Here is a 25,587-nt window from a genome sequence, read left to right as displayed (position 1 = left end):
CCCATGAAAAAAATCATCCTCACGCTGATCGCGGCCCTGGGCATCGCCACGGGCGCGCAGGCTGCCGAAGGCGGCATCGCCTGGGACAAGGCACCTGTCCAGACCAACGACACGGCCTCGCTGCAAAACGGCGCCAAGCTCTTCGTCAACTACTGCCTGAGCTGCCACTCGGCCGCGTTCATGCGGTTCAACCGCCTGAAGGACATCGGCCTCACCGACCAGCAGATCAAGGACAACCTGCTGTTCACCACCGAAAAGGTGGGCGAGACCATGAAGTCCACCATCGATCCGCGCCAGGCCAAGGACTGGTTCGGCGCCAATCCGCCCGACCTCACGGTGATCGCCCGCTCGCGCGCCGGCCATGGCGGAACGGGGGCGGATTACCTCTATACCTTCCTGCGCACTTTCTACCGCGACGAGACCAAGGCCACGGGATGGAATAATCTCGCCTTCCCGAGTGTCGGCATGCCGCACGTGCTCTGGCAATTGCAGGGCGACCGGCGCCCCGTGTTCGAACAGCAGGAGAGCCATGGCCACAAGACGGAAGTCTTCAAGGGCTGGACGCAGGTGAGTCCGGGCACAATGAGCCCCCTCCAATACGACCAGGCCGTGGGTGATCTCGTCAATTACCTGCAATGGATGGGCGAGCCAGCGCAAAATACCCGGTTGCGCGTCGGCGTCTGGGTTTTGATTTTCCTCGGTGTGTTCACGGTGATTGCCTGGAGGCTCAACGCAGCTTTCTGGAAAGACATCAAGTAACCGCACCAACCGCCTGCGGCGCCAGACCTGGCGCTGCCCAGGTTTTCAGAGTGGACGCATCCTGCGCCCACTCTTTTTGATTTTTAGGAGCCTCTCACCATGATGGTGCTTTATTCGGGTACGACCTGTCCCTTCTCCCATCGCTGCCGTTTCGTTCTGTTCGAGAAGGGAATGGACTTCGAGATCCGCGATGTGGACCTGTACAACAAGCCCGAAGACATCAGCGTGATGAACCCTTACGGACAGGTGCCGATCCTGGTCGAGCGCGACCTGATCCTGTACGAGTCGAACATCATCAACGAATACATCGACGAGCGCTTCCCGCATCCGCAACTGATGCCCGGCGACCCGGTGGACCGCGCCCGCGTGCGCCTGTTCCTGCTGAACTTCGAGAAGGAACTGTTCGTTCACGTGAACATCCTCGAGTCGCGTGCCACCAAGGGCAACGAGAAAGCGCTGGAAAAAGCCCGCGCCCACATCCGCGACCGCCTCACGCAACTGGCGCCCGTGTTCCTCAAGAACAAGTACATGCTTGGCGAGAATTTCTCGATGCTGGACGTGGCCATCGCGCCGCTGCTCTGGCGCCTGGATTACTACGGCATCGACCTGAGCAAGAACGCCGCGCCGCTGCTCAAGTATGCTGAGCGCATCTTCTCGCGTCCTGCGTACATCGAAGCGCTGACGCCTTCCGAAAAAGTCATGCGCAAGTGATTGCGCAATCCTTCCTTCCCGCACGCCACCATGATGAACGCCCAGGATTCCACCTCCACTCGCCCCTATCTCATCCGGGCCTTGTATGAGTGGTGCACCGACAACGGGCTCACGCCCTACGTTGCCGTGCGGGTGGACGACTCGGTGCAGGTGCCGCGCGAGTATGTGAAGGATGGCGAGATCGTGCTCAACATCAGCTACGACGCGACCAGCGCGTTGCAACTGGGCAACGATTTCATCGAGTTCAAGGCGCGCTTCGGCGGCAAGCCGCGCGACATCATGGTCCCCGTGGGTCGCGTGATTGCCATCTACGCGCGCGAGAATGGCCAGGGCATGGCCTTTCCGCCGCCGGTGGACGTGCTGGAGCCGAGCGAAGGCGGCGTGCTGTCTTCCTCGGTCCTCAGAACGGCCACCTCCGCACCCGCAGAGTCCGAGCCTTCGACGGGCGCGGACGACCGTGTGGTGCAACTGGTGTCCACCGATTCGCCCCCGGACGACGGTGGTGCGCCGCCCCGGCCGACGTCGCCGGGCGCCGGTGGCCGGCCCTCGCTCAAGCGTGTCAAATAGCGTTGCCGTGCGGCTGCGGCGCATTTCGCGCGGCTAGAATGCAGCCTTCGCCGATTTAGCTCAGTTGGTAGAGCACCCGCCTTGTAAGCGGTAGGTCGTCAGTTCGATTCCGACAATCGGCACCATCTTTCCCTCTTTTTCGTCTCCCCTTTGCCATGCCTTCCCTTGCGGGCTTCAGGTTTGGATTTTGAGGCGAATGGAGTTAACCTCCCACCCCCGAGTGCGCAAATGCGCCTGCAAGGCAGGCAGCAGCTGACGTACCTTGGCCGCCGCTGCGTTGCTGCGCACCAGCAGGCACCATGTCGGGCCTTCGATCGGCCCTGCCTGAATGGCGGGTCGCAAAGTGGGGGGGATCAATGGCTCGATGGCCTTGAGCCGCTCCGTGGATTCGCGTGTCAGTGCCGCCAGCTTGGCCAACGTGGGGGATTCCTCCGTGGCTTGAAGCAGGGTGACGGCTTGGTGACGGCGGTTCATGGCAATGCGCCGCGCGGCGCGGAGAAATGTAGTGCACTTGATTATCACGGACGCCAGGCTGGCGCGAAGCCGGGCCATACACCTGACAGGGACACGGCTCATGGCGGCAGGCTTGCTGGTCTCGTTCACCATCATGCTGGTCGCGGCCATGCTCTACCACTGGGTCTTTCTCAAGGGCGCGCGCGAAGGCTGGCCCATCGTCGGGTCGCTGGTCAAGCTGGTGGCCAAGGACGAAATGGAAGAGCGCGACCGCTTCATGCGCGCCAACCTCGACGCCATGGCGCGCAAGGTCGGCGAGATGCAGGCGCGCGTCATGCAGCTGGAGTCGCTGGGCGAGCGGGTGCTGGGACTGGCGGGCATGCCGGCGTCGGAACTTTCGCGGCCGCCGGGGCAGGGCGGTGTGCTGGTGTCGGGCCATCCCATGGACATGCAGGAACTGGAGCGCACGCTGGACGACCTGGCACAGCTCACGGACCGCCGTGTGGATCTGATGACCGTGGTGGAATCGCGGCTGTTCGACCAGCACATCCGAAAGCACATGGTGCCGACGCAGGCGCCGGTGCTGGGCAAGCTCCTCGGCTCGGCGTTCGGCTGGCGCATCGACCCCATCACGGGCCACTCCGCCCTGCACACGGGATTGGACTTCCAGGCGGACACGGGCACGCCCATCCTCGCGGCGGCCGGGGGCGTGGTGGTGGCGCAGGAGTACCACCCCGCCTACGGCAACATGATCGAGGTGGACCACGGCAACCAGCTGGTCACCCGCTATGCGCATGCCTCCAAAACGATGGTCAAGCGCGGCGACCTCGTGCGCCGCGGCCAGAAGATCGCCGAGGTCGGCACGACGGGCCGCTCCACCGGTCCCCACCTGCATTTCGAGGTGCTGGTGCAGGGTGTTCCGCAGGATCCGCAAAAATTCCTGATGGCCGGAGCCCAGGCCCCCTCCACCCGCGTGGCCAGTGCCGGACCGCCCCAAAAGGCCGATGGCCAGCCGGTCACCCCGCGCAGGTAAAATCCGCGGTCCGGACCTGCCGACCCGGGTTGCGCAACTTGCAACCTGAGAACGCAGCCCCACCTGAACTCACTTCTTCTTTAGGGATTCTGGTCGCGCCGTACGCCTTCGGGCACGCGGCGCGGTCCTGCTCGCATGGCCACCAATTTCCTCACCAAATTATTCGGCAGCCGCAATGACCGGCTCCTCAAGCAATACCGCAAGACGGTGGCCCGCATCAATGCGATGGAGCCCGACTACGAAAAGCTGAGTGACGAGGCGCTGCGCGCCAAGACCGCCGAGTTCAAGGAACGCGTCTCCAAAGGCGAATCGCTGGACGACCTGCTGCCAGAGGCTTTCGCCGTGGTGCGCGAAGGCTCCAAGCGCATCATGAAAATGCGCCACTTCGACGTGCAGTTGCTGGGCGGCATGGCGCTGCATTACGGCAAGATTTCGGAAATGCGAACCGGCGAAGGCAAGACGCTCACCGCCACGCTGCCGGTCTACCTGAATGCGCTGTCCGGCGACGGCGTGCACGTGGTGACGGTCAACGACTACCTCGCCAACCGCGATGCGCAGTGGATGGGGCGCCTGTACAACTTCCTGGGCCTGACCGTCGGCATCAACCTGCCGCAGGCCCCGCGCGAGGAAAAGCAGGCCGCCTACCAGGCCGACATCACCTACGGCACCAACAACGAGTACGGCTTCGACTACCTGCGCGACAACATGGTGTACGAGTCGCGCGACCGGGTGCAGCGCGGGCTGAATTTCGCCATCGTCGATGAGGTGGACTCGATCCTGATCGACGAGGCGCGCACGCCACTCATCATCAGCGGCCAGGCCGAAGACCACACGGCGATGTACATCGCCATGAACGAGGTGGTGCCGCTGCTGGTGCGCCAAGAGGGCGAGGCCGATCCGCGCACCGGCGAGGGCGTCACCAAGCCGGGCGATTTCACGCTCGACGAAAAGACGCACCAGGTGTTCCTCACCGAGCAGGGCCACGAAACCGCCGAGCGCGTGCTGGCCAGCCGCGGCTTGATCGCCGAAGGCGCATCGCTTTACGACCCGGCCAACATCACGCTCATGCACCACCTGTATGCGGCGCTGCGGGCCAACCACCTCTACCACCGCGACCAGCACTACGTGGTGCAGGAAGGCGAGATCGTCATCGTGGACGAGTTCACCGGCCGCCTCATGTCGGGCCGCCGCTGGAGCGAAGGCCTGCACCAGGCTGTCGAGGCCAAGGAAGGCGTGGGCATCCAGGCCGAGAACCAGACGCTGGCATCCATCACGTTCCAGAACTACTTCCGCCTGTACAAGAAGCTGGCGGGCATGACCGGAACGGCCGACACCGAGGCCTATGAATTCCAGGAAATCTACGGCCTGGAAACCGTGGTGATTCCTCCGAACCGCCCGAGCAAGCGCAACGACCAGCTGGACCGCGTGTACAAGACCACGCGCGAAAAGTACGAAGCGGCGATCAAGGACATCCGCGAGTGCCATGAGCGCGGCCAGCCCGTTCTGGTAGGCACCACGTCGATCGAGAACTCCGAAATCATCGACCAGCTGCTGCAAAAGGAAAACCTGCCGCACCAGGTGCTGAACGCCAAGCAGCATGCCCGCGAGGCCGACATCGTGGCCCAGGCCGGCCGTGCCGGCATGATCACGATCGCGACCAACATGGCGGGCCGCGGCACCGACATCGTGCTGGGCGGCAACATCGAAAAGGCGCTGGCCGCCATCGAGAGCGACGAGTCGCTCGACGAGGCGACCAAGGAAAGCCGCGTGGCCGAGGTGCGCGCGCAGTGGATGCGCGACCACGAGAAGATCAAGGAACTGGGTGGCCTGCGCATCATTGCGACCGAGCGCCACGAGTCCCGCCGCATCGACAACCAGTTGCGGGGCCGCTCGGGTCGCCAGGGCGACCCTGGCTCTTCGCGGTTCTACCTGAGCCTGGATGATTCGCTGATGCGCATCTTCGCCGGCGACCGCGTGAAGGCGATCATGGACCGCCTCAAGATGCCCGATGGCGAGGCCATCGAAGCGGGCATCGTCACGCGCAGCATCGAGTCGGCGCAGCGCAAGGTCGAGGCGCGCAACTTCGATGTCCGCAAGCAGCTGCTGGAGTACGACGACGTTTCCAACGATCAGCGCAAGGTGATCTACCAGCAGCGCAACGAGATCCTGGACGCGAGCGACCTGTCCGGCCTGATCGCCAACATGCAGGAAGACTGCCTGACCGATCTGGTGCGCCAGTACGTGCCGGCCGAATCGGTCGAGGAGCAGTGGGACCTGCAGGCGCTCGAGAAGTCGCTGGCCGAGGATTGGCAGATCCAGTTGCCTCTGAAGCAGGAAGTGGACAGCGCGCACGCCATCACCGACGACGAGATCCTGGAAAAGGTGCTCACCGCAGGCAAGGCCGCCTTCCAGGCCAAGCTGGAGCTGGTGGGCCAGGAGAATTTCAACCAGTTCGAACGCGCGGTGCTGCTGCAGAGCTTCGACTCCAACTGGCGCGACCACCTGGCGGCCCTCGATTACCTGCGCCAGGGCATCCACCTGCGCGGCTACGCGCAAAAGCAGCCCAAGCAGGAATACAAGCGCGAGGCGTTCGAGCTGTTCCGCCAACTGATCGATCAGGTCAAGAACGAAGTGACCAAGATCCTGATGACGGTGCAGGTGCAGTCGCCTGCCCAGCTGGACGAGGCCGCCGAGGCCCTGGAAAGCCGTGCCGAGAAGATTGCCAATGTGACCTACACCGCCCCCACCGAAACCGGTGAGGTGGAGGTCCGCTCCGAGGCGGCCATGGCGGCCGGTTTGCTCGCGGGCGAAGTGCCCCGTGTCGGCCGCAACGACCCATGCCCTTGCGGCAGCGGCAAGAAGTACAAGAGCTGCCACGGCCGTCTGGACTGACCATGCGGCACCGCCCTGATCGCGGGGCGGGATGCCTGTGCCCCGGGCGCGCAGGGATGGGGCGAGGCGGGCTGCAGCAGTGGGGGCTTCGTCTTCGGCTTGTCACGGGCCGCTGCTAGGCTGTTTCGCGTCACAGGGAGAAGGGCGCAAGGATGATCGACAAGCGGTTTTTCCCGCGGCAGGTGGTTCAGGCCACCGGCAACCGATGGGATTGGGCCCTGCTACCCCTGGTGCTGGCCGTGCTTTTCGCCCTGGCCTGGGGCGGCTCGCAGATGGCAAGGCCCTACCAAGTGGGCGACGTGCTGCCGCTGTCGCTCGATCCGTGGATGCTGCCGTATTACCTGCTGCGCACCACGCTGCGCATGTTCATCGCGCTGGGCGCATCGCTGGTGTTTGCCTGCCTCTTCGCGGCGCTGGCGGCCAAGTACCGCACGGCGGAGCGGGTGATGGTGCCGCTCTTGGACATCCTGCAGTCCATTCCGATCCTGGGCTTCCTGTCGATCACCGTGACGGGGTTCATCGCGCTGTTCCCGGGCAACCTCTTCGGCGTCGAGTGCGCGGCGATCTTCGCCATCTTCACCTCGCAGGCCTGGAACATGGCCTTCAGCCTGTACCAGTCCATGCGCACGGTGCCGGCCGAACTGCGCGAAGCCGCCGCGGTGTTCCAGCTGTCGGGCTGGCAGCGCTTCTGGCGGCTGGAGCTGCCCTTCGCCATGCCAGGGCTGCTGTGGAACATGATGATGTCCATGTCCGGCGGCTGGTTCTTCGTGGTGGCGTCGGAGGCGATCTCGGTATCGCACCAGGACATCAAGCTGCCGGGCGTGGGCTCGTACATCGCCCTGGCCATCGAGGCGCGCGACTTGGGCGCGATCGGCTGGGCGATCGTGGGCATGCTGGTGGGCATCGTGCTGTACGACCAGCTGTTCTTTCGCCCGCTCATTGCCTGGGCCGACAAATTCCGGTTCGAGGAGGGCGGCAGCGAAGCCCAGCCGACCTCCTGGCTGCTGTCCTGGATGCGCCGCACGTCGCAGCTCAAGCGGGTGGTGGCGCTGTTCGTGGTGCCGCTGGAGTGGTCGCTCACGCGGCTGCGTCGGCGCCACGATGGCACCTCGATCCGTGCACGCCCCTCCGTGCCCCATCCCGCCCTGACGCGCGCGGGCGATGCCTTGCTGGCGGCGGCGGTGATGCTGGCGGTGATCTGGCTCGTGCGCTTCATCCACAGCGAGGTGGGCTGGCACGAGGTGGGCCATGTCTTCGTGCTCGGCACGTACACGCTGGTGCGCGTGGTCGTGCTGATCCTGCTGGCGGCGGTGGTCTGGGTGCCGGTGGGCGTCTGGATCGGCATGAATCCGCGCTGGGCGGGCCGGTTGCAGGCCGTGGCGCAGTTTCTGGCGGCCTTTCCGGCCAACCTGATGTTCCCGCTGGCCGTGGTGCTGATCGTGCGCTGGCACCTCGATCCGAACCTCTGGCTGGCGCCGCTGATGGTGCTGGGCACGCAGTGGTATCTGCTCTTCAACGTGATCGCCGGGGCTTCCAGCGTGCCGTCGGAGTTGCGTTATGCCGCACAGAATCTGGGGCTGTCGGGCTGGCTGCGCTGGAAGCGCTACCTGCTGCCGGCGGTGTTTCCCAGCTTCGTCACCGGTGCGATCACGGCCAGCGGCGGCTCGTGGAATGCGAGCATCGTGGCCGAATACGTGACCTGGGGCGACACCACGCTGCAGGCCGATGGCCTGGGCAGCTACATCGCCCACATGACGGCGATCGGCGACTTTCCCCGCATCGCGCTGGGCATCGGCGTGATGTGCGTCTTCGTCATGGGCATGAACCATTTCGTGTGGCGGCGCCTCTACGCGATGGCCGAAAACCGCATGCACTCCTGACGCCTGGAACCGAACCCATGGAAACCTCTCCCATGTCCCCCATCGCCGAGCTGGCCCAGGTGGGCAAGTCTTTTCGCTCCAGCGACGGCACCGCGCGTTCGGTGCTGGAGGGGGTCGATCTCGTGCTGCAGGAGGGCGAGATCGTCGCGCTGCTCGGGCAGTCGGGGTCGGGCAAGTCCACGCTGCTGCGCATCCTGGCGGGCCTGGTTCCGGTGGATGCCGGCGATGTTCGCTACCGGGGCCAGCCGCTGTACGGCCCGGCGCGCGGCATCGCCATGGTGTTCCAGTCGTTCGCGCTCTTTCCGTGGCTCACGGTGCAGCAGAACGTGGAGCTGGGCCTGGAGGCCCGGGGGGTGGCCCCCGCCGAACGATCACGGCGGGCCGCCGCCGCCATCGAGCTGATCGGGCTGTCCGGGTTCGAAGGCGCGTTGCCGCGCGAACTGTCGGGCGGCATGCGCCAGCGCGTGGGCATTGCGCGCGCCCTGGTGGTGGAGCCCGAAGTGCTGCTGATGGACGAGGCCTTTTCGGCCCTGGACGTGCTGACGGGCGAACGGCTGCGCGACGACATTCTGGAGCTGTGGGGCAGCGGCAGCATGCCTACCCGCGCCATGCTCATCGTGTCGCACAACATCGAAGAGGCCGTGCTCATGGCCGACCGGGTGCTGATTTTCGCCAGTAACCCGGGCCGCGTGCGCGCCGAGCTGGCGATCCAGTTGCCTCGCCCGCGCCACCCCGACAGCCCCGAGGTGCGGGCCCTCATCGACGAGGTCTACGGGCTCATGACGGCGCGCCAGCCGGGCGCGGGCCGCCCAGCCGCCGAGCCGTCCCGCAGGCCCCTGGCCGACCAGTTGCCGGCCGCCGATGTCGGTCGGATGGAAGGGCTGCTCGAGCGGCTGTCCGAGGCGCCTTTCGACGGCCGGGCCGACCTGCCGCGCATGGCCGAAGACGCGGAACTGGCCGATGACGAACTGCTGGTTCTGGCCCAGGCGCTGGCCCTGCTGGGGTTTGCGCAGCTGGCCGACGGTGACCTGCACCTGACCGCGCTGGGCCAGCGCTACGTGCAGGCGCCCAACACCGTGCGGCAGACCCTGTTCGGCCAGCAGCTGCTCGCGCATGTTCCGCTGGCGGCCCACATGCGGCACAGCCTGGAGCAAGACCCTGCGGGCGAGTTGCCGGAAAAGCCGTTCCTGCGCCTGCTGCACGAAAGCCTGGACGAGGCCCAGGCCGAACAGGTGCTGCGCACGGTCATCGAATGGGGCCGCTATGGCGAAGTGTTCGAATACGATTTCCACACCGGACTGATCCACCTGCCCGATGGCGATGCCAGCCAGGCCGCGCCAAAAGCCACGTCCTAGAATCGGCAGTTTTCGCCGTTGACCTTCCTTCTTCTTTCCCCCCTTACCCGCCGAGACCCACTGCCATGCCCGTGAACCTGATTGCGCCGAATCCCGCTGACTTGCATCCTGTGCCCGGCGTGCGCCTGGGCGTGGCCATGGCCGGGGTGCGCAAGGCCAATCGCCGCGACCTCACGGTGCTGCTGATCGACGAAGGCGCGACCGTGGCCGGCGTGTTCACGCAGAACCGCTTCTGCGCGGCCCCTGTGCAGGTCTGCCGCGAGCACCTGGCGGGCGGCCAGGCCATCCGCGCCATCGTGGTCAATACCGGCAATGCCAATGCGGGCACGGGTGCCGAGGGGCTGGCGCGCGCACGGTCCACCTGCCAGGCTGCGGCCGGCTTGCTGGGCCTGTCGCCTTCGCAGGTGCTGCCGTTTTCCACCGGGGTGATCATGGAGCCGCTGCCCGTCGACCGCATCGAAGCCGGCCTGCCCGCTGCCATCGCGGACGCGCAGCCTGGCCATTGGGCGCAGGCGGCCGAAGGCATCATGACCACCGATACGCTGCCCAAGGCCTTCAGCCGGCAGGTGCAGATCGGCGGCGCCATCGTGACGGTGACGGGCATCAGCAAGGGCGCGGGCATGATCCGCCCCAACATGGCCACCATGCTGGGCTTTCTGGCCACGGATGCGCGCATCGAACCCGCGCTGTTGCAGCCGTTGCTGCGCGAACTGGCCGACCGTTCGTTCAACCGGGTGACGATCGACGGCGACACCTCCACCAACGATTCGTTCGTGGCCATCGCCACCCAGCAGGCCGCGCATGCGCCCATCGTGTCGCTGGACAGCGCCGAGGGCCAGGCGCTCAAGGCCGCGATGCTGGACGTCGCGCAGAAGCTGGCACAGGCCATCGTGCGTGACGGCGAGGGCGCCACGAAGTTCATCACCGTCCGCGTCGAGGGCGGCAAGACGGCGGAAGAATGCCAACTGGTGGCGTACGCCATCGCGCATTCGCCGCTCGTCAAGACGGCCTTCTTCGCCAGCGACCCCAACCTGGGCCGCATCCTGGCGGCGGTGGGCTATGCCGGCATCACCGATCTCGACCAGACCCTCATCGAGCTGCACCTGGACGATGTGCATGTGGTGACGAAGGGCGGGCGCAACCCCAGCTACCGCGAGGAAGACGGCCAGCGCGTGATGAAGCAAAGCGAGATCACCGTGCGCGTGGGCCTCGGCCGTGGCGATGCCGCGGAAACGGTGTGGACCTGCGATTTCAGCCACGAGTACGTGACGATCAACGCCGACTATCGTTCCTGAATCCGGGCCTCCAGCAGCGCTTATGACCGCCACCTTCGAACACCTGATGCTCCGTGCGGAGCAATTGATCTCCCGCATCGAATCGGTGCTGCCTCAGGCCCTGACCGCGCCGGACTGGTCCCGTGCCATCGCGTGGCGCTATCGCAAGCGCAGCGGCGGCCACGGTGCGCTGGAGCCCGTGCGCCATGTGGGGGGCATGCGTCTGGACGATCTGAAGGAAATCGATGCCCAGAAAGAAAAGATCCAGCGCAACACCCAGCAGTTCGTGGAAGGCCGGCCGGCCAACAACGTGCTGCTGACGGGCGCCCGCGGGACGGGCAAGTCCTCCCTCATCAAGGCGTGCCTCAATACCTATGCGCCTCAGGGGCTGCGCCTGATCGAGGTGGACAAGGCCGATCTGACGGACCTGCCCGACATCGTGGAGATCGTGGCGGATCGGCCCGAGAAATTCATCGTCTACTGCGATGACCTGAGCTTTGAAGAGGGCGAGCCGGGGTACAAGGCGCTGAAGTCGATTCTCGACGGATCGGTGGCGGCTTCCACGCCCAACGTGCTGGTGTATGCCACCAGCAACCGCCGCCACCTGCTGCCCGAGTACCACAAGGAAAACCTGTCCTATACCCACACGGAAGATGGTGAGGTGCACCCGGGCGAGGTGGTGGAAGAAAAGATCTCGCTGTCCGAACGATTCGGCCTGTGGGTCAGCTTCTACCCTTTTAGCCAGGACGAATACCTGGCCATCGTGGAGCAGTGGCTTTCCTTCCTGGGTGTCGCGGATGCGGAGATTGCCGCAGCGCGCCCCCAGGCTCTGGTCTGGGCATTGGAGCGCGGATCGCGCAGCGGCCGGGTCGCCTACCAGTTCGCGCGGGACTATGCGGGGCGCCAGCATGGCTGATCCCGTGGCCCCTGTCGACGCCAGAACGCACACCGACGTGGCGGTCGGCATCCTGCTGCGTGCGGATGGCGCCATGCTGCTGTCCACCCGGCCTGCGGGCAAGCCTTACGCCGGGTACTGGGAGTTTCCTGGCGGCAAGCTGGAGGCCGGGGAGACCGTGGAAGAGGCCTTGCGGCGCGAGTTGATCGAGGAGCTGGGCGTCACCATCGGTGCGGCATCCGTCTGGAAGGTGACGGAGCACGACTATCCCCATGCGCTTGTTCGCTTGCACTGGTGCAAGGTGTGGGAATGGCAGGGCGACTTCGAAATGCGCGAGGGCCAGACCATGGCCTGGCAGCAGTGGCCCCTGCAGGTCTCGCCCGTACTGCCGGGCGCTTATCCCGTACTGGAGTGGCTGGCCCAGGAGCGGGGAGAGACCTTTGACCCTTCCACGATCAATCAGCTATAAAAATAATAGCTAAACGCCCTAGAAACATATGTCCTGGGGGCTATTTTTCCCAGGCACCCGGCGGAATGTGCGGAAGCCCGTCGCCCAGGTCGGGGTCTTGGGTCGGTGGTTCGGTCGGCACGCGGAATTCTTCGCTCGCCCAGGCCCCCAGGTCGATCTGCTTGCAGCGTTCGCTGCAAAACGGCCGGAAGGGATTGCTGGGGCCGTAGAGGCTCTCGCCACGGCAGGCCGGGCACGTCACGTACTTGGCGTTGGAGGGGGCCGGCGAACGCGGCTGAGAACGGCTCATGGTCAACGGGCGCTCAGGCGCACAAGGTCAGTTCGAACGCGGCATCTTCGTTGGCGGCATGCAGCTTGCCGTCATCATGCTGGCGCATCAGCCGCACGGAGACGATCAGGCGGTTGCCGCTGATCTCCGGGATCAGGTCCAGGGAAGGATCGATGCGAAGGCGCAGCAGTTGGAAGGTGCGGCCCTGGGGCAGGGTCTGCTGGAACTGCCCATGGTCCGCGGCCACCTTCTGGGGCACGCCCGAATCACGCAGCAGCTTCAGGAGGACATACAACGACTCCGCCAGGGGGGCGAGGGTGGTCGCCCAGGCTTCCAGATCCTGCTGGCGCTGCTGGGGGGCATGGTGCTGCCAGGCGTAGTAGGCCGGCAGATCGAAGCCGCAGGTTCCCCCGGGAATGCCCACCCGGCTGCGGATGCTCATCAGCCAGTCGTTTTCCGCCAGGGCCTGCCCTGCCTTGCCCGTCTGCGCATTCAACCCGGCAAAGCACCGATCGAGCTGCGCGATGATGCCGTCCAGAACCGCTTCGGAAATCGAAGGGTTGCCCCGGTAGCCATCCAGCTGGTGCTTCTGCTTTTCCAGATCCTTGAGCACATCCGATTTGAGATCGGCGCGCGCCGCGACATCCATGATTTCGAAGACCGTCACCAGTGCGTAGTGGTGGTCCAGGGGATGCTGGCGCGGAATCAACTCACCCAGGCGGCGAAACAGCTGCTCGAGCCGCAGGTAGGTTCTCAGTCGTTCGTTGAAGGGATATTCGTAAAGGATCACGCTGCAGGGTTCCTGGGGCACACGGCTGGCGCTGCCAGCTTCGCGCGTCCGATATGCCGGGCATCATAGCCCGAACCGCTGGGCGATCTGAAGGACGTCAGCTCGCAACCCTTGCAGCGAGATCCCGTCGTTGTAGACCACCATGTCCGCTGCCGCCTGCCGGATCGCCCGGGGGGCTTGGGACGCCATGATGCCTTCGATCGTCTCGCGCGTCAGGGCGCTGCGCTGCTGCACCCGGAGGATCTGGGTTTCGGGGGTGCAGTCCACCACGAGAATTTGGTCCAGCTGCTGCGCCCAGCGGGCAGACTCGACCAGCAGCGGGATGTCGAAGACGATCAGGGCCGCACCGCTTTGCACGGCGCGCGAAGCGGCTTCCTGCGTTGCCAGGGCCACCAGCGGGTGGACGATGCGCTCCAGGCGCTGACGCGCCGCCGGGTCCGTGAACACGCGTTCCCGCATGCGGTCGCGATCCATCGCACCGTGCGCATCGATCAAGGCGTCGCCGAACGCGGTGCGGATGGGTTCGATGGCCGCCCCCCCTGGTGCCGTCACCTGGCGCGAAAGCCGATCGGCGTCGATGAGCGCAGCACCCTGGTCCGCCAGCATTTGGCCCACTGTGCTTTTCCCGCTGCCGATGCCGCCGGTCAACCCCAGGCGCAGAGCGGGCCGCGTTCCGGTCGCCATGGGCTCAAAGCCCCAGGCTGCGCAGTAGCCCTTGCAGGATCGTTTCCGGCCCGAACACCATGGCTGCGAGTCCTGAGCCGACCAGGAACGGTCCGAAAGGAACGTATCCGCCTTCGCGCAACTGGCTGGCGAATTTCATGCCGATGCCAATGAACGCTCCGATGACGGACGCAATGAGAATGATCGGCACCAGCGCCGGCCAGCCGAACCAGGCACCGAGTGCTGCAAAGAGCTTGAAGTCGCCATGGCCCATGCCTTCCTTGCCTGTCGCGAGCTTGAAGGCCCAATACACCGTCCATAGGGACAGGTAGCCTCCCACGGCCCCCATGACTGCGCTGAACAGCGGAACGGTGGTCCACTGCATTGCGGAAGCGATGAGGCCCGCCCAGAGCAAGGGCAGCGTGATGTCATCGGGCAGCAGCGTGGTGTCCCAGTCGATGAACGCCAGAGCAATCAGCGCGGCGGAAAATCCACACCAGGCCACTGCGGTGAGTGTCGTGCCCCAATGCCAGCCGCAAAAGAAGAAAAGACCGCCCGTGGCCAGTTCGACCAAAGGATATCGGGGACTGATCCGCACTTTGCAGGCGGAGCACCGTCCGCGAAGCCACAGATAGCTCAGGACCGGGATGTTTTCATACCACTGCACCGCATGCCCGCAGGCAGGGCACCGCGACGCCGGCGTCCAGAGGTTGAAGGATTCCACCGGCGCCACTGGCGCCTCCGTGGAGGCCGCATCCTTGTTCGCCATGGCGGCAAAGTCAGCGCATTCTGCAGCCCACTGCCGCTCCATCATCTTCGGCAAGCGATGGATCACGACATTCAGGAAGCTACCGATCAGCAGACCCAAAATGCCGAGTACCGAAGCGTCTCCCCAGGGTCCCAGTTCCATCAGACGACTTGGCCCAGTTTGAAGATCGGCAGATACATCGAAACCACGATGCCCCCAATGATGGTACCCAGGAACACGATGATGATGGGCTCCATCAGGCTGGACAGCCCCGCGACCATTTCATCCACTTCGGCCTCGTAGAAGTCTGCGGCTTTGCCCAGCATGTGGTCGATGGAGCCGGATTCTTCGCCAATGGCGCACATCTGGATCACCATGGAAGGGAACACGTTGGCATTGCCCATGGCAGCCGTCAAGCTCGTCCCTGTCGAGACTTCCTGCTGGATTCGTTCCGTAGCGAGGGCATACACGGAATTGCCAGAGGCGCCGCCCACCGAATCCAAGGCTTCAACCAGAGGAACCCCTGCGGCGAACATGGTGGACAGCGTCCGGGTCCAGCGAGCAACGCATGATTTATCGATCAAGGACCCGAACACCGGAAGCCGCAGCAACAGACGGTCCATGAACATCTGTACTTTTTCGCTGCGGCGCCACGCCTGCATGAAGAAATAAAATCCGCCGCCCAATACGCCAAAAATCAGCCACCACCATTTGACGAATACCTCGCTCATGGCCATCACGAGGAGCGTAGGTGCCGGCAGTTCAGCGCCAAAGGAAGTAAATACTTCCTTGAATGCGGGGATCACAAAGATCATGATCACCGTGACCACGACGAATGCAACGATCACCACCGAAATGGGGTACATCAATGCCGATTTGATCTTCGATTTGATGGCCTCGGTCTTTTCCATGTACATGGCAAGCCGGTCCAGCAGCGCCTCCAAGATACCCGCGGCCTCGCCGGCTTCAACGAGGTTGCAATAAAGGCTGTCGAAGTACATCGGGTACTTGCGGAAGGCCGCATTCAGCGACGTCCCGGTTTCCACGTCACTGCGAATGTCGTTGAGCAATTTCGTGACGCTGGCATTGGTATTGCCCCGGCCCACGATATCGAAGGATTGCAACAGCGGCACGCCAGCCTTCATCATGGTGGCCATCTGGCGCGTGAACAATGCGATGTCCTTGGGCTTGATCTTCTTGCCCGAACGCATGCGCCGCTTCTTGATCTTGGTAGGCAGCACACCCTGTCTGCGCAAGGTCGCCTGGACCTGGTTTTCACCTACGGCGCGCACTTCCCCGCGGACAATCTTTCCACTGCGATCCTTGCCCTCCCATTCAAAGACGAAGTCCTTGATATCCCTCGATGCGGCGGTTGCCATAATGATCCTCGCGATTGGCGCTATTCGTTGGTGACGGCCAGCACCTCTTCGAGAGAGGTCAGCCCCATCTTGGCTTTATGAAGGCCTGCTTCGCGCAAGGAGCGAACCCCCTCGGCCTTGGCCTGCTTGGCAATTTCCAAGGCGCTTCCATCGCGCAAAATAATGCGTTGAATTTCTTCGGAAATCGGCATGACCTGGTAAATGCCCAGCCGCCCCTTGTAGCCATTGTTGCAAGCGGAACAACCGACCGGACGATATGTCACCCAGGTGCCATCGATTTCATCCTCTTTATAGCCTGCCTCGAGCAGGGTTTCATGTGGAATATCGGCGGGTGCTTTGCAGACCGGGCACAAACGGCGAGCCAGGCGCTGGGCTGTTATCAGAATGACGCTGGACGCAATGTTGAATGGCGCAATTCCCATATTGCGCATCCGGGTGAGCGTGGTCGGAGCATCGTTGGTGTGGAGTGTGGACAGCACCAAGTGGCCCGTCTGTGCTGCCTTGATGGAAATATCCGCCGTTTCAAGGTCGCGAATTTCGCCGACCATGATGATGTCAGGATCTTGACGCAGAAACGACTTGAGGGCAGTGGCAAAGGTCAGCCCCGCTTTCTCATTGACATTCACCTGATTGACACCAGGCAAATTGATTTCGGAGGGGTCCTCCGCAGTCGCGATGTTGACGCCTGCCTTATTCAGCAAGTTCAGGCAGGTGTACAAGGAAACGGTTTTCCCTGACCCTGTTGGCCCGGTCACCAAAATCATGCCGTAAGGCCGGCCGATGGCATGCATCAACCGTTCCTTTTCTTCCGGCTCATAACCCAGCGCATCGATACCCAGCTTGGCGCTGCTGGGATCCAAAATCCGGATCACGATTTTTTCGCCAAAGAGCGTTGGCAGCGTGCTCACCCGAAAGTCGATGACCCGATCCGGGCCGACTTTGAGTTTCATGCGACCATCTTGTGGGACGCGCTTTTCCGAAATATCCAGTCGGGAAATGACCTTGATCCGGGAGGCCAGCTTGTCCTTGATGGCGATGGGGGGCGAAGCGATTTCACGCAATTCGCCATCGATCCGAAAACGCACCCGGTACTGGTGTTCGTAAGGTTCGAAATGCAAATCGGACGCACGCATGTTGAACGCGTCCAAAAGCATCTTGTGGAGGAACTTGACGATTGGCGCATCTTCAACGTCGTTGGCGCTGTCCGAGTTTTCAGGCGCTTCTTCGACCTTGACATCGTCGAATTCGAAATCTCCCCCGCCCGACAGGCTTTCCATCGACTCGCTGACCGACTTGGTATTGGCCTCGATCAGCTTGATGAGCTTGTCGTATTCCGCAATGATCCAGTCCACCCCCATCTGGGTCGTGAATTTGATCTTTTCCGCTGCCTCTTGGTCGGTGGGGTCTGCGGTGGCCACGATCAGCCGGTTGTTGCGCTTGCTCAGGGCCACAACACGATAGGCGATGCAGATCTTCGGATCCAGGAGATCTTTGGGAATCCGAAGGGGATCGATGGCTTCCAGATCCAGCAAGGGCGCACCGAATACGGCAGAAACCGTGTGCGCCAGATCGGCAGAGGAAACAGCCCCCGACCCGGTCAACTCGGCAATGAAGCTCGTTTTGCCGACTTGTGACTTGCGAAAGATATCTTCGGCTGATTTTTGACTCAGCTTGCCGGCTGACATCAATGCCCGGCCTAGACCTGGCAGGGCAATTGCGGCGCCTTCTTTGGGTGCGGTATCAACGGCCATGTAACCAGCAGAATCAATGTGGATGGAAAGGAAACCATCCTAACATCGCGCGGATGTTCGGGCCATGGGATCAACGGGGTAGAGTGCGGCGAAACCACGAAGGTGTAACAACGTGGTCGGGGTGAGAGGATTCGAACCTCCGGCCTCTACGTCCCGAACGTAGCGCTCTACCAGGCTAAGCTACACCCCGATGTGTTGTTTTCAAGGCAATTACAGACGCCGCTCCAGCAATTGCGAGGCCAATTCTAGCAAACCTTCCGTGTAGCGATTGGAGGGCAATTGCCTTGCGGCATCGACTGCCTGCTGTGCTTGGGCCGCAGCGGCAAGTCGAGTTGCTTCCAGGGCCCCGGTACTCTTCACAATTTGCACGATGGCTGGGAGTTCTTCCACCGCGCCCGTCTGTATGGCGTTTTCTATCAGGCGCCGCTGGTCCTGGGTGCCGCGCTGCATGGCAATGATCAGGGGCAGGGTCACTTTGCCCTCCCGAAGATCATCTCCCAGATTTTTCCCCATCTCTGAAGAGTCGCCGTCGTAGTCGAGCACATCGTCAATGACCTGGAATGCGGTGCCGAGCGCCTGACCGTAATCTGCGCAAGCTTTCTCCACATCAGGAGAACTGCGAGCAAGAATGGCTGCCAGCCGGGCGCTTGCTTCGAAGAGTTTGGCCGTCTTCGACCGGATGACCTCCAGATAGCCCTGCTCATCCAGCGATGCGTCATGGGTGTTCATGAGCTGCTGCACTTCTCCTTCGGCGATGACATTGGTGGCCTCTGAAAGAATCTGCATCACGCGCATGTCATCCGCATCGACCATCATCTGGAAGGCGCGCGAGTGCAGAAAATCACCGACCAGCACGCTTGCCGGATTGCCGAAGTTCTCGTTGGCTGTCGGGCGCCCTCGCCGCAGCGTGGACTCATCCACCACATCATCGTGCAGCAAGGTCGCGGTATGGATGAACTCCACCACCGCTGCAAGATTGAAACGCTGAAGCCCCTTGTAGCCGAGCGCGCCGCACATCAGCAAAAGCAATGCGGGACGCAGGCGCTTGCCACCTGCGGAAATGATGTAGCGGGCAATGTCTCCCACAAGAGAGACTGACGAATTCAGCCGGGCGGCAATGACTTTGTCCACCTCGTGCATGTCGTCGGCGATCAAGGCGAGGGTTGCTGAGGTGCTGGAGGTGGTGGTGGACAAGATGAGCGTGTGCAGCGACGAAAAATGGATTATAGGAATCGCTTCGTACCGACTCGGGCGCTCCTGGCTTGCCCACCGCAAAAGACGACGTTTCCGGTTGCCGCCTGGTCGGATGCGGCCGGCTGGCTAAAAAAGTTGCCTCGTGCTATAGTCGCCGGCTCTGCGGAAATTCGTCCGCAGAACTCCATTCAAAGAGGTTCACATGTACGCGGTCATAAAAACCGGCGGCAAGCAGTATCGCGTTGCTTCCGGCGAAAAAATTAAAGTAGAACAGATTGCTGCGGACGTAGGCCAGGAAATTGTGATCGACCAGGTTCTGGCCGTCGGAAACGGCGCTGAAATCAAGGTTGGCACCCCCCTGGTGTCCGGCGCAACCGTCACGGCAACCGTCGTGGCGCACGGCAAGCACGACAAAGTGCACATCTTCAAGATGCGCCGTCGCAAGCACTATCAGAAACGCCAAGGCCATCGCCAGCAGTTCACCGAACTGCAAATCGGTGCGATCGCCGGTTAAAAGGAGCTGATGTCATGGCACAGAAAAAAGGCGGCGGCTCTACGCGAAACGGGCGCGATTCCAAGCCCAAGATGCTCGGTGTGAAGGCTTTCGGCGGCGAATTGATCAGCGCGGGCTCGATCATCGTTCGTCAGCGCGGTACGCGTTTCCACCCCGGCACGAACGTCGGTGTGGGCAAGGACCACACGCTGTTCGCACTGGTCGATGGCCACGTGTCCTTCGGCACCAAGGGCGCACTGTCCAAGCACACCGTCAATGTGACGCCGGCCTGACGCCTGCCACTTGATGCTTTCGAAGCCCCGACCTGTCGGGGCTTTGTCGTTTTGGAAGTGTTGGCTGCCGGATGAATCGGCATCGCGTCGCTTTCCGAACCCTGTTTTGTAAACTGGATCCCCATGAAGTTCGTCGACGAAGCCTTTATCGACATTGCTGCCGGCGACGGCGGCAATGGTTGTGTGTCGTTCCGGCACGAAAAGTACAAGGAGTTCGGCGGTCCCAATGGGGGCGACGGCGGCCGGGGCGGGCATGTCTTTGCCGTGGCCGAGCCGAATCTGAATACGCTGGTGGATTTCCGCTATTCCCGCCGCCACGAGGCGAAGCGCGGCGAGCACGGCATGGGCTCCGACATGTTCGGTGCTGCTGGCGATGACATCACGTTGAAGATGCCGGTGGGTACCATCATCACCGATGCCGAGACGGGTGAAGTGCTGTATGAACTGTTGGTGCCGGGCGAGGTGATCACCATCGCCAAGGGTGGCGATGGAGGTTTTGGCAACATGCGGTTCAAAAGCGCCATCAACCGTGCGCCGCGCCAGAAAACACCAGGATGGCCTGGCGAGAAGAAAAATCTCAAGCTGGAGTTGAAGGTGCTTGCTGATGTCGGTCTGCTAGGCATGCCCAACGCCGGCAAATCCACCTTGATCGCTGCCATTTCCAATGCGCGGCCCAAGATCGCCGACTACCCCTTCACGACGTTGCACCCCAATCTGGGCGTGGTTCGGGTAGGGCCGGAACAGAGCTTCGTCGTTGCCGACATTCCTGGGTTGATCGAAGGCGCTTCTGAAGGGGCGGGGCTCGGGCACCAGTTCTTACGCCACCTGCAGCGCACGCGTTTGCTGTTGCACGTGATCGATTTGGCGCCTTTCGATGACGCTGTCGATCCTGTTGCGCAAGCCAAGGCCATTGTGGGCGAGCTCAAGAAATACGACGCAGGCCTCTATGACAAGCCGCGCTGGCTGGTGCTCAACAAGCTGGACATGGTTCCCAAGGAAGAGCGTGAAGCGCGCGTCCGGGATTTCGTGAAGCGGTTCAAGTGGAAGGGGCCTGTTTTCGAGATTTCGGCTTTGACGCGCGAGGGCTGTGAGCCGTTGATCCATGCCATTTACCGGCATGTGCAGGTTCAGCAGAAGGCCGAACAGACGCCGGAAGAGGTGGATCCACGTTTCGTGGGCGATCGGCCCGAGTGATCCGTTTGCTTCGCTACTCCTGCTACTTATTCAATAGCGTTCATCGCTTGTCCATCCAGCGCCGACGCCAATACTGTCCATATGGTTTCCAGCATATTGCGCGACGCGCGCCGCATTGTCGTCAAAGTAGGGTCGAGTCTCGTGACCAACGAGGGCCGTGGCCTGGATGAGGCTGCCATCGGTGAATGGAGTCGCCAACTGGCGGCGCTGGCGCGCGGTGAATCGGGTGGGCGGCGCGAGGTGGTCATGGTGTCCAGCGGCGCGATTGCGGAGGGCATGAAGCGCCTGGGTTGGGCGACGCGTCCGCATGAGATCCACGAACTCCAGGCGGCTGCGGCGGTCGGCCAGATGGGGCTGGCGCAGATGTACGAGACCAAGTTGAGGGAACAAGGGCTGGGCAGTGCGCAAGTGCTCCTCACGCATGCCGATCTGGCGGATCGGGAGCGGTATTTGAATGCCCGGTCCACGTTGCTCACCCTGCTGCGCCTGGGCGTGGTGCCTGTGATCAACGAGAACGATACCGTGGTCACGGATGAGATCAAGTTCGGCGACAACGATACGCTCGGTGCGTTGGTGGCCAATCTGGTGGAGGCCGATGCCTTGATCATCCTGACGGATCAAAAAGGGCTTTACACGGCAGATCCACGGCGCAATCCGGACGCACAGTTCGTGCACGAAGCCCAGGCGGGCGATCTCGCCCTGGAGGCGATGGCGGGGGGCGTGGGCTCCAGCATCGGCCGGGGCGGCATGATCACGAAGATCATTGCCGCCAAGCGGGCCGCGGGCTCAGGCGCCTCCACCGTGATCGCGTGGGGCCGTGAGACCGATGTGCTCGTGCGCCTGACCCGGGGCGAAGCCATCGGAACACTGCTGGTCGCGCAAACGCAGAAAAAGCAGGCGCGCAAGCAATGGATGGCGGACCATTTGCAGCTCCGTGGCGCCGTGACCGTGGACATGGGGGCGGCGGTCAAGCTGCGAACCGAGGGAAAAAGCCTTCTGCCGATCGGCATGACCGCCGTGGAGGGGGATTTTTCTCGCGGTGACGTCATCGCCGTGCGTGACGAGACCGGGGCGGAAGTGGCGCGGGGGCTTGCCAACTACGCCAGTGCGGAGGCGCGATTGCTGTGCCGCAAGCCCTCGGCGGAATTCGAACGGTTGCTGGGGTATGTCGCCGAGCCGGAGATGGTGCACCGCGACAACATGGTGCTGGCAAACGCCTGACGCACAGGCATGGGCTTGCGGGCTGCCTTTTCCTTTCGGAGAAGGCAGCGGCGCGTCAAACCAATTTGGGCAGGAACTGCGAAGGCGACAGTGGAATGCCAGCTCCCTGTTCCGAAGGAGGCGAGGTGGATTTGCTCTTTTGAGGGTCGGGATCGAAGCTGGCACCCGGGGGCATTTCCATGCCAGGACTGACCAGCAGGGAGCCTGCCCGGTGCATGGGCATGCCGCTGGGCAAGCCTTCGCCTTCACGGGAGCGCATGCCGCTGCGCAGATAGCGATTGCGTTGCTCGTGGCGCGGCAGAAAGCGCGCCAACTCGGTGAGCGCCATTTCATACACGCCGCGCTTGAACTCCACCACCACATCGAGCGGCACCCAGTAATCGTTCCAACGCCAGGCGTCGAACTCGGGGTGGTTGGTGGCGCGCAGATTCAGGTCCCAGTCATGGCCCAGCAGCTGCAGCAAATACCAGATTTGCTTCTGGCCCTTGTAGTGTCCGCGCGCATCGCGGCGGATGTACCGGTCAGGCACCTCATAGCGCAACCAGTCCCTGGTGCGGGCAACCACGCGCACATGGCCCGGCTGCAATCCCACTTCTTCGTGCAGTTCGCGGTACATTGCCTGTTCGGGAGTTTCCCCCCTGTCGATGCCGCCCTGCGGGAACTGCCAGCTGTGGGTGCGGATCCGCTTGCCCCAGAACACCTGGTTTTTCTGGTTGAGCAGGATGATGCCGACGTTCGGCCGAAAGCCGTCCCGGTCAAGCATAATCTAACCCCAATTTTTTAAACTGTGACCATTATGCACGGCGCCTTGTGCGCAGCAAGCAGACCGGGCGCAATTGCATGAAATCCCCCCAATGAAAGCGTCCCAATTCTTCGTCTCCACCCTCAAGGAAGCCCCGGCCGATGCGGAAGTGGTCAGCCACAAGCTCATGACGCGGGCGGGCCTCATCAAGAAGCTGGGGGCGGGCATCTACAACTACATGCCCATGGGACTGCGCGTGATCCGCAAGGTGGAGGCCATCGTGCGGGAAGAGATGAACCGGGCCGGCGCCGTCGAGGTCGCCATGCCCGTGGTGCAGCCGGCGGAGTTCTGGCAGGAGACCGGCCGCTTCGACAAGATGGGCCCGGAACTGCTGCGCATCCAGGACCGGCACGGGCGCGATTTCGTGATCCAGCCCACGAGCGAAGAAGTGGTCACTGACATCGCCCGCCAGGAACTGCGCAGCTACAAGCAGCTGCCCAAGAATTTGTACCAGATCCAGACCAAGTTCCGCGACGAGCGCCGCCCGCGTTTCGGGCTGATGCGGGGCCGCGAGTTCATCATGAAGGACGCCTACTCCTTCGACCGCGACCAGGATGCCGCCAAGGCCAGCTACCAGGTGATGGCCCAGGCGTACCGCCGCATCTTCGACCGCTTCGGCCTGACCTACCGGGCCGTGGCCGCGGACAGTGGCGCGATCGGCGGCGACCTGAGCGAGGAATTCCAGGTCATCGCCGCCACGGGTGAGGACGCGATCGTCTACTGCCCCCAGAGCGATTACGCCGCGAACATGGAAAAGGCCGAGGCGCTGGCCCCAGCAGGCCCGCGTCCGTCGGCGGCCCAGGCCCTGGCCAAGACGCCCACGCCGGGCAAGAGCACCTGCGCGGATGTGGCGCAACTGCTGGGCGTGGCGTTGCAGACCACCGTGAAGTCCCTGGTGCTCGCCACCGACGAGACCAACGAGGCCGGCGAGATCGTCAAGACGCAGGTCTGGTTGCTTCTGCTGCGCGGCGACCACGACATGAACGAGATCAAGGTGTCCAAGGTGCCGGGCCTGGCGGGTTTCCGTTTTGCCACCGTGGGCGAGATCGAAGACCACTTCGGCTGCAAGCCGGGCTACCTGGGCCCGCTGCAGTTGCAAAAGCCGGTGAAACTGGTGGTGGACCGCGAAGTGGCCGTGATGGCCGACTGGATCTGCGGTGCCAACGCGATCGACTTCCACATGACGGGCGTGAACTGGGGACGCGATCTGCCGGAGCCCGAGGTGGTGGCCGACCTGCGCAACGTCGTGGCGGGTGACCGCTCGCCGGACGGCCAGGGTGAACTCGCCATCGAGCGCGGCATCGAAGTCGGCCATGTGTTCTACCTCGGGACCAAGTACAGCAAAGCCATGAACGCCACCTTCCTGGGCGAGGATGGCAAGCCCGCATTCTTCGAGATGGGCTGCTATGGCATCGGCATCACCCGCCTGCCGGCCGCCGCCATCGAACAGAACCACGACGACCGCGGCATCATCTGGCCCGACGCCATCGCCCCCTTCACGGTGGTGGTGTGCCCGATCGGCATGGACCGCAGCGCAGAGGTCAAGGCCGCGGCCGAACAGCTCTACGGTGATCTGCTGGCGGCCGGCGTGGATGTGCTGCTGGACGACCGCGGCGAGCGCCCGGGCGCGATGTTCGCCGACTGGGAGTTGATCGGCGTGCCGCACCGCGTGGTGATCTCCGACCGTGGGCTCAAGGAAGGTCAGCTCGAATACCAGCACCGCCGCGATACCGCCGCGACCAAGGTCGCCACGGCCGACATCCTGGCGCACATCAAGGGTCGGCTGACACCATGAGCGCGATGAAAGGCGAGGCCGGGGCGGTTTCGCGCCGGGCCTGTCTGATGTCCTTGTCCGCTGGGCCGGCGGCCTGGCTGGCGGCCCCCCAGGCCGCCCATGCCGGGGGGCAACTGGAAGAACCCCTAATCGACTCCGTGCGCACCGCCTTGAGTTCCGCGGTGCTCAACCAGGCGCCGCCCGAACCCCAGTTCGGCACGACGGAAGCGCGGCTGCTGTACCTGCGCTGGCTGGGCACCATGAGCGACCGGCTGCGCCGCCGCAAGCCGGATTGGGAGGTGCGCCGGGATTTCCTGCAGACCGTCTGGTACGAGTCCAAGCGGGCAGGGCTCGATGTATCGCTGGTGCTCGGCCTGGTGCAGGTCGAAAGCGCGTTCCGCAAGTTCGCCGTGTCCAGCGTGGGCGCGCGGGGCTACATGCAGGTGATGCCGTTCTGGACGCGGGTGATCGGCGACGGCGATCCGGGCAAGCTGTTTCACATGCAGACCAACCTGCGCTTCGGCTGCGTGATCCTGCGCCACTACCTCGATCGGGAGCGTGGCGATCTGTTCATGACGCTGGGCCGCTACAACGGCAGCCGTGGCCGGCCGCAGTACCCCGACGCGGTGTTCGCTGCACAGCGCAACTGGGTGTTCCAGGACCGCATCACCACCGCAGCCGAGGGCCTCGCACCGGCCGGTGGGTAGCCCGGTCGGGCTTAAGTCGTTG

At 63.4% G+C, this 25,587-nt stretch carries 25 protein-coding genes and 2 tRNA genes; 17 read left to right on the top strand and 10 right to left on the bottom strand.

What is annotated here, in order from left to right:
- Positions 1 to 3: 3 nt before the first annotated feature.
- The 4 genes from AVMA1855_RS04445 (at position 4) to AVMA1855_RS04430 (ending at position 2,162) form a co-directional block, all read left to right on the top strand.
- Complete coding sequence (locus AVMA1855_RS04445) at positions 4 to 759, top strand: cytochrome c1 (protein WP_272565533.1); 756 nt, start codon at positions 4 to 6, stop codon at positions 757 to 759.
- Between the two features lie 99 nt (positions 760 to 858).
- A complete protein-coding gene (locus AVMA1855_RS04440; RefSeq protein ID WP_272565532.1) occupies positions 859 to 1,470 on the top strand; it encodes a glutathione S-transferase N-terminal domain-containing protein in 612 nt (203 codons plus the stop codon).
- 33 nt (positions 1,471 to 1,503) lie between these two features.
- A complete protein-coding gene (locus AVMA1855_RS04435) occupies positions 1,504 to 2,037 on the top strand; it encodes a ClpXP protease specificity-enhancing factor (RefSeq protein ID WP_284424775.1) in 534 nt (177 codons plus the stop codon).
- 49 nt (positions 2,038 to 2,086) lie between these two features.
- Positions 2,087 to 2,162 (top strand) — tRNA-Thr (locus AVMA1855_RS04430).
- A gap of 49 nt (positions 2,163 to 2,211) precedes the next feature.
- Here AVMA1855_RS04430 and AVMA1855_RS04425 read toward each other — a convergent pair.
- Entirely contained in the window at positions 2,212 to 2,511 is a 300-nt protein-coding gene (locus AVMA1855_RS04425) for a hypothetical protein (RefSeq protein ID WP_272565530.1), read from the bottom strand.
- 4 nt (positions 2,512 to 2,515) lie between these two features.
- Between AVMA1855_RS04425 and AVMA1855_RS04420 the strand changes: the two genes are divergently transcribed.
- The 7 genes from AVMA1855_RS04420 (at position 2,516) to AVMA1855_RS04390 (ending at position 12,288) form a co-directional block, all read left to right on the top strand.
- The gene (locus AVMA1855_RS04420; RefSeq protein ID WP_284424774.1) at positions 2,516 to 3,523 is read left to right on the top strand and encodes a M23 family metallopeptidase; all 1,008 of its coding nucleotides are present in this window, start codon (positions 2,516 to 2,518) and stop codon (positions 3,521 to 3,523) included.
- A gap of 135 nt (positions 3,524 to 3,658) precedes the next feature.
- A complete protein-coding gene (gene secA / locus AVMA1855_RS04415; protein ID WP_284424746.1) occupies positions 3,659 to 6,415 on the top strand; it encodes a preprotein translocase subunit SecA in 2,757 nt (918 codons plus the stop codon).
- Between the two features lie 152 nt (positions 6,416 to 6,567).
- Positions 6,568 to 8,295: an ABC transporter permease gene (locus tag AVMA1855_RS04410; protein ID WP_284393708.1), complete on the top strand. Its 1,728-nt coding sequence runs from the start codon at positions 6,568 to 6,570 to the stop codon at positions 8,293 to 8,295.
- 17 nt (positions 8,296 to 8,312) lie between these two features.
- Complete coding sequence (locus AVMA1855_RS04405; protein ID WP_284424745.1) at positions 8,313 to 9,650, top strand: ABC transporter ATP-binding protein; 1,338 nt, start codon at positions 8,313 to 8,315, stop codon at positions 9,648 to 9,650.
- Positions 9,651 to 9,715: 65 nt separating this feature from the next.
- A complete protein-coding gene (gene argJ / locus AVMA1855_RS04400; RefSeq protein ID WP_284424744.1) occupies positions 9,716 to 10,945 on the top strand; it encodes a bifunctional glutamate N-acetyltransferase/amino-acid acetyltransferase ArgJ in 1,230 nt (409 codons plus the stop codon).
- A gap of 22 nt (positions 10,946 to 10,967) precedes the next feature.
- The gene (locus AVMA1855_RS04395; RefSeq protein ID WP_284424743.1) at positions 10,968 to 11,840 is read left to right on the top strand and encodes an ATP-binding protein; all 873 of its coding nucleotides are present in this window, start codon (positions 10,968 to 10,970) and stop codon (positions 11,838 to 11,840) included.
- Positions 11,833 to 12,288, top strand: coding sequence for an NUDIX domain-containing protein (locus AVMA1855_RS04390; RefSeq protein ID WP_284424742.1), 456 nt, complete (start codon positions 11,833 to 11,835; stop codon positions 12,286 to 12,288). Before AVMA1855_RS04395 ends, AVMA1855_RS04390 begins: the two co-directional genes overlap by 8 nt.
- A 40-nt stretch (positions 12,289 to 12,328) precedes the next feature.
- Here AVMA1855_RS04390 and AVMA1855_RS04385 read toward each other — a convergent pair whose 3' ends face one another.
- The 8 genes from AVMA1855_RS04385 to AVMA1855_RS04350 all read right to left on the bottom strand — a co-directional run bounded on the left by AVMA1855_RS04385 (position 12,329) and on the right by AVMA1855_RS04350 (position 19,027).
- The gene (locus tag AVMA1855_RS04385) at positions 12,329 to 12,577 is read right to left on the bottom strand and encodes a DNA gyrase inhibitor YacG (RefSeq protein ID WP_272565521.1); all 249 of its coding nucleotides are present in this window, start codon (positions 12,575 to 12,577) and stop codon (positions 12,329 to 12,331) included.
- A gap of 13 nt (positions 12,578 to 12,590) precedes the next feature.
- A complete protein-coding gene (gene zapD / locus AVMA1855_RS04380) occupies positions 12,591 to 13,346 on the bottom strand; it encodes a cell division protein ZapD (protein ID WP_272565520.1) in 756 nt (251 codons plus the stop codon).
- Between the two features lie 63 nt (positions 13,347 to 13,409).
- Positions 13,410 to 14,030, bottom strand: a complete 621-nt coding sequence (gene coaE, locus AVMA1855_RS04375) for a dephospho-CoA kinase (RefSeq protein ID WP_284424741.1) — start codon at positions 14,028 to 14,030, stop codon at positions 13,410 to 13,412.
- A 4-nt stretch (positions 14,031 to 14,034) separates the two neighbouring features.
- Positions 14,035 to 14,919 (bottom strand): prepilin peptidase, encoded by an 885-nt coding sequence (locus tag AVMA1855_RS04370; protein WP_284424740.1) that lies wholly within the window; start codon positions 14,917 to 14,919, stop codon positions 14,035 to 14,037.
- Complete coding sequence (locus tag AVMA1855_RS04365; protein WP_272565514.1) at positions 14,919 to 16,136, bottom strand: type II secretion system F family protein; 1,218 nt, start codon at positions 16,134 to 16,136, stop codon at positions 14,919 to 14,921. Before AVMA1855_RS04365 ends, AVMA1855_RS04370 begins: the two co-directional genes overlap by 1 nt.
- A 20-nt stretch (positions 16,137 to 16,156) precedes the next feature.
- Positions 16,157 to 17,887, bottom strand: coding sequence for a type IV-A pilus assembly ATPase PilB (pilB, locus tag AVMA1855_RS04360; protein ID WP_284424739.1), 1,731 nt, complete (start codon positions 17,885 to 17,887; stop codon positions 16,157 to 16,159).
- A 113-nt stretch (positions 17,888 to 18,000) separates the two neighbouring features.
- Positions 18,001 to 18,077, bottom strand: a tRNA-Pro gene (locus AVMA1855_RS04355).
- 20 nt (positions 18,078 to 18,097) lie between these two features.
- Positions 18,098 to 19,027, bottom strand: coding sequence for a polyprenyl synthetase family protein (locus AVMA1855_RS04350; RefSeq protein ID WP_284424773.1), 930 nt, complete (start codon positions 19,025 to 19,027; stop codon positions 18,098 to 18,100).
- Between the two features lie 256 nt (positions 19,028 to 19,283).
- Here AVMA1855_RS04350 and rplU point away from each other — a divergent pair, with 256 nt between their 5' ends.
- From rplU to proB, 4 genes are all read left to right on the top strand, one after another.
- Positions 19,284 to 19,595, top strand: a complete 312-nt coding sequence (gene rplU / locus AVMA1855_RS04345) for a 50S ribosomal protein L21 (RefSeq protein ID WP_092741307.1) — start codon at positions 19,284 to 19,286, stop codon at positions 19,593 to 19,595.
- A 14-nt stretch (positions 19,596 to 19,609) separates the two neighbouring features.
- Entirely contained in the window at positions 19,610 to 19,867 is a 258-nt protein-coding gene (gene rpmA / locus AVMA1855_RS04340) for a 50S ribosomal protein L27 (RefSeq protein WP_272548923.1), read from the top strand.
- 123 nt (positions 19,868 to 19,990) lie between these two features.
- Entirely contained in the window at positions 19,991 to 21,061 is a 1,071-nt protein-coding gene (cgtA, locus tag AVMA1855_RS04335) for an Obg family GTPase CgtA (RefSeq protein WP_284424738.1), read from the top strand.
- Between the two features lie 81 nt (positions 21,062 to 21,142).
- On the top strand, positions 21,143 to 22,282 hold the full coding sequence (proB, locus tag AVMA1855_RS04330; protein ID WP_284424737.1) for a glutamate 5-kinase: 1,140 nt from the start codon (positions 21,143 to 21,145) through the stop codon (positions 22,280 to 22,282).
- Between the two features lie 55 nt (positions 22,283 to 22,337).
- On the opposite strand, the gene AVMA1855_RS04325 is transcribed toward proB, so the two are convergent.
- Positions 22,338 to 23,045 carry an RNA pyrophosphohydrolase gene (locus tag AVMA1855_RS04325; protein WP_284408210.1) on the bottom strand — a complete coding sequence of 236 codons (708 nt, stop codon included), beginning with the start codon at positions 23,043 to 23,045 and terminating at the stop codon, positions 22,338 to 22,340.
- Between the two features lie 91 nt (positions 23,046 to 23,136).
- Between AVMA1855_RS04325 and AVMA1855_RS04320 the strand changes: the two genes are divergently transcribed.
- Together AVMA1855_RS04320 and AVMA1855_RS04315 are read left to right on the top strand one after the other, a co-directional pair.
- Positions 23,137 to 24,879, top strand: coding sequence for a proline--tRNA ligase (locus AVMA1855_RS04320; protein WP_284424736.1), 1,743 nt, complete (start codon positions 23,137 to 23,139; stop codon positions 24,877 to 24,879).
- Positions 24,876 to 25,565: a lytic transglycosylase domain-containing protein gene (locus tag AVMA1855_RS04315; protein WP_284424735.1), complete on the top strand. Its 690-nt coding sequence runs from the start codon at positions 24,876 to 24,878 to the stop codon at positions 25,563 to 25,565. The genes AVMA1855_RS04320 and AVMA1855_RS04315 overlap by 4 nt, the downstream gene beginning before the upstream one ends.
- Positions 25,566 to 25,587 lie beyond the last annotated feature (22 nt).

The sequence above is a fragment of the Acidovorax sp. SUPP1855 genome (assembly GCF_030158955.1).
Taxonomy (GTDB): domain Bacteria; phylum Pseudomonadota; class Gammaproteobacteria; order Burkholderiales; family Burkholderiaceae_C; genus Paracidovorax.
This window is presented reverse-complemented; position numbering and strand designations above follow the sequence as displayed.

Coding starts and splice junctions, on each gene's coding strand:
- AVMA1855_RS04365 (WP_272565514.1), bottom strand. CDS start 16,136: ATGGCAACCGCCGCATCGAGGGATATCAAGGACTTCGTCTTTGAATGG.
- proB (WP_284424737.1), top strand. CDS start 21,143: ATGGTTTCCAGCATATTGCGCGACGCGCGCCGCATTGTCGTCAAAGTA.
- pilB (WP_284424739.1), bottom strand. CDS start 17,887: ATGGCCGTTGATACCGCACCCAAAGAAGGCGCCGCAATTGCCCTGCCA.
- AVMA1855_RS04350 (WP_284424773.1), bottom strand. CDS start 19,027: ATGCACGAGGTGGACAAAGTCATTGCCGCCCGGCTGAATTCGTCAGTC.
- AVMA1855_RS04445 (WP_272565533.1), top strand. CDS start 4: ATGAAAAAAATCATCCTCACGCTGATCGCGGCCCTGGGCATCGCCACG.
- AVMA1855_RS04405 (WP_284424745.1), top strand. CDS start 8,313: ATGGAAACCTCTCCCATGTCCCCCATCGCCGAGCTGGCCCAGGTGGGC.
- rplU (WP_092741307.1), top strand. CDS start 19,284: ATGTACGCGGTCATAAAAACCGGCGGCAAGCAGTATCGCGTTGCTTCC.
- AVMA1855_RS04425 (WP_272565530.1), bottom strand. CDS start 2,511: ATGAACCGCCGTCACCAAGCCGTCACCCTGCTTCAAGCCACGGAGGAA.
- coaE (WP_284424741.1), bottom strand. CDS start 14,030: ATGGCGACCGGAACGCGGCCCGCTCTGCGCCTGGGGTTGACCGGCGGC.
- rpmA (WP_272548923.1), top strand. CDS start 19,610: ATGGCACAGAAAAAAGGCGGCGGCTCTACGCGAAACGGGCGCGATTCC.
- AVMA1855_RS04325 (WP_284408210.1), bottom strand. CDS start 23,045: ATGCTTGACCGGGACGGCTTTCGGCCGAACGTCGGCATCATCCTGCTC.
- AVMA1855_RS04440 (WP_272565532.1), top strand. CDS start 859: ATGATGGTGCTTTATTCGGGTACGACCTGTCCCTTCTCCCATCGCTGC.
- secA (WP_284424746.1), top strand. CDS start 3,659: ATGGCCACCAATTTCCTCACCAAATTATTCGGCAGCCGCAATGACCGG.
- AVMA1855_RS04315 (WP_284424735.1), top strand. CDS start 24,876: ATGAGCGCGATGAAAGGCGAGGCCGGGGCGGTTTCGCGCCGGGCCTGT.
- argJ (WP_284424744.1), top strand. CDS start 9,716: ATGCCCGTGAACCTGATTGCGCCGAATCCCGCTGACTTGCATCCTGTG.
- AVMA1855_RS04390 (WP_284424742.1), top strand. CDS start 11,833: ATGGCTGATCCCGTGGCCCCTGTCGACGCCAGAACGCACACCGACGTG.
- AVMA1855_RS04410 (WP_284393708.1), top strand. CDS start 6,568: ATGATCGACAAGCGGTTTTTCCCGCGGCAGGTGGTTCAGGCCACCGGC.
- AVMA1855_RS04370 (WP_284424740.1), bottom strand. CDS start 14,919: ATGGAACTGGGACCCTGGGGAGACGCTTCGGTACTCGGCATTTTGGGT.
- AVMA1855_RS04385 (WP_272565521.1), bottom strand. CDS start 12,577: ATGAGCCGTTCTCAGCCGCGTTCGCCGGCCCCCTCCAACGCCAAGTAC.
- cgtA (WP_284424738.1), top strand. CDS start 19,991: ATGAAGTTCGTCGACGAAGCCTTTATCGACATTGCTGCCGGCGACGGC.
- AVMA1855_RS04420 (WP_284424774.1), top strand. CDS start 2,516: ATGCGCCGCGCGGCGCGGAGAAATGTAGTGCACTTGATTATCACGGAC.
- AVMA1855_RS04435 (WP_284424775.1), top strand. CDS start 1,504: ATGAACGCCCAGGATTCCACCTCCACTCGCCCCTATCTCATCCGGGCC.
- AVMA1855_RS04395 (WP_284424743.1), top strand. CDS start 10,968: ATGACCGCCACCTTCGAACACCTGATGCTCCGTGCGGAGCAATTGATC.
- AVMA1855_RS04320 (WP_284424736.1), top strand. CDS start 23,137: ATGAAAGCGTCCCAATTCTTCGTCTCCACCCTCAAGGAAGCCCCGGCC.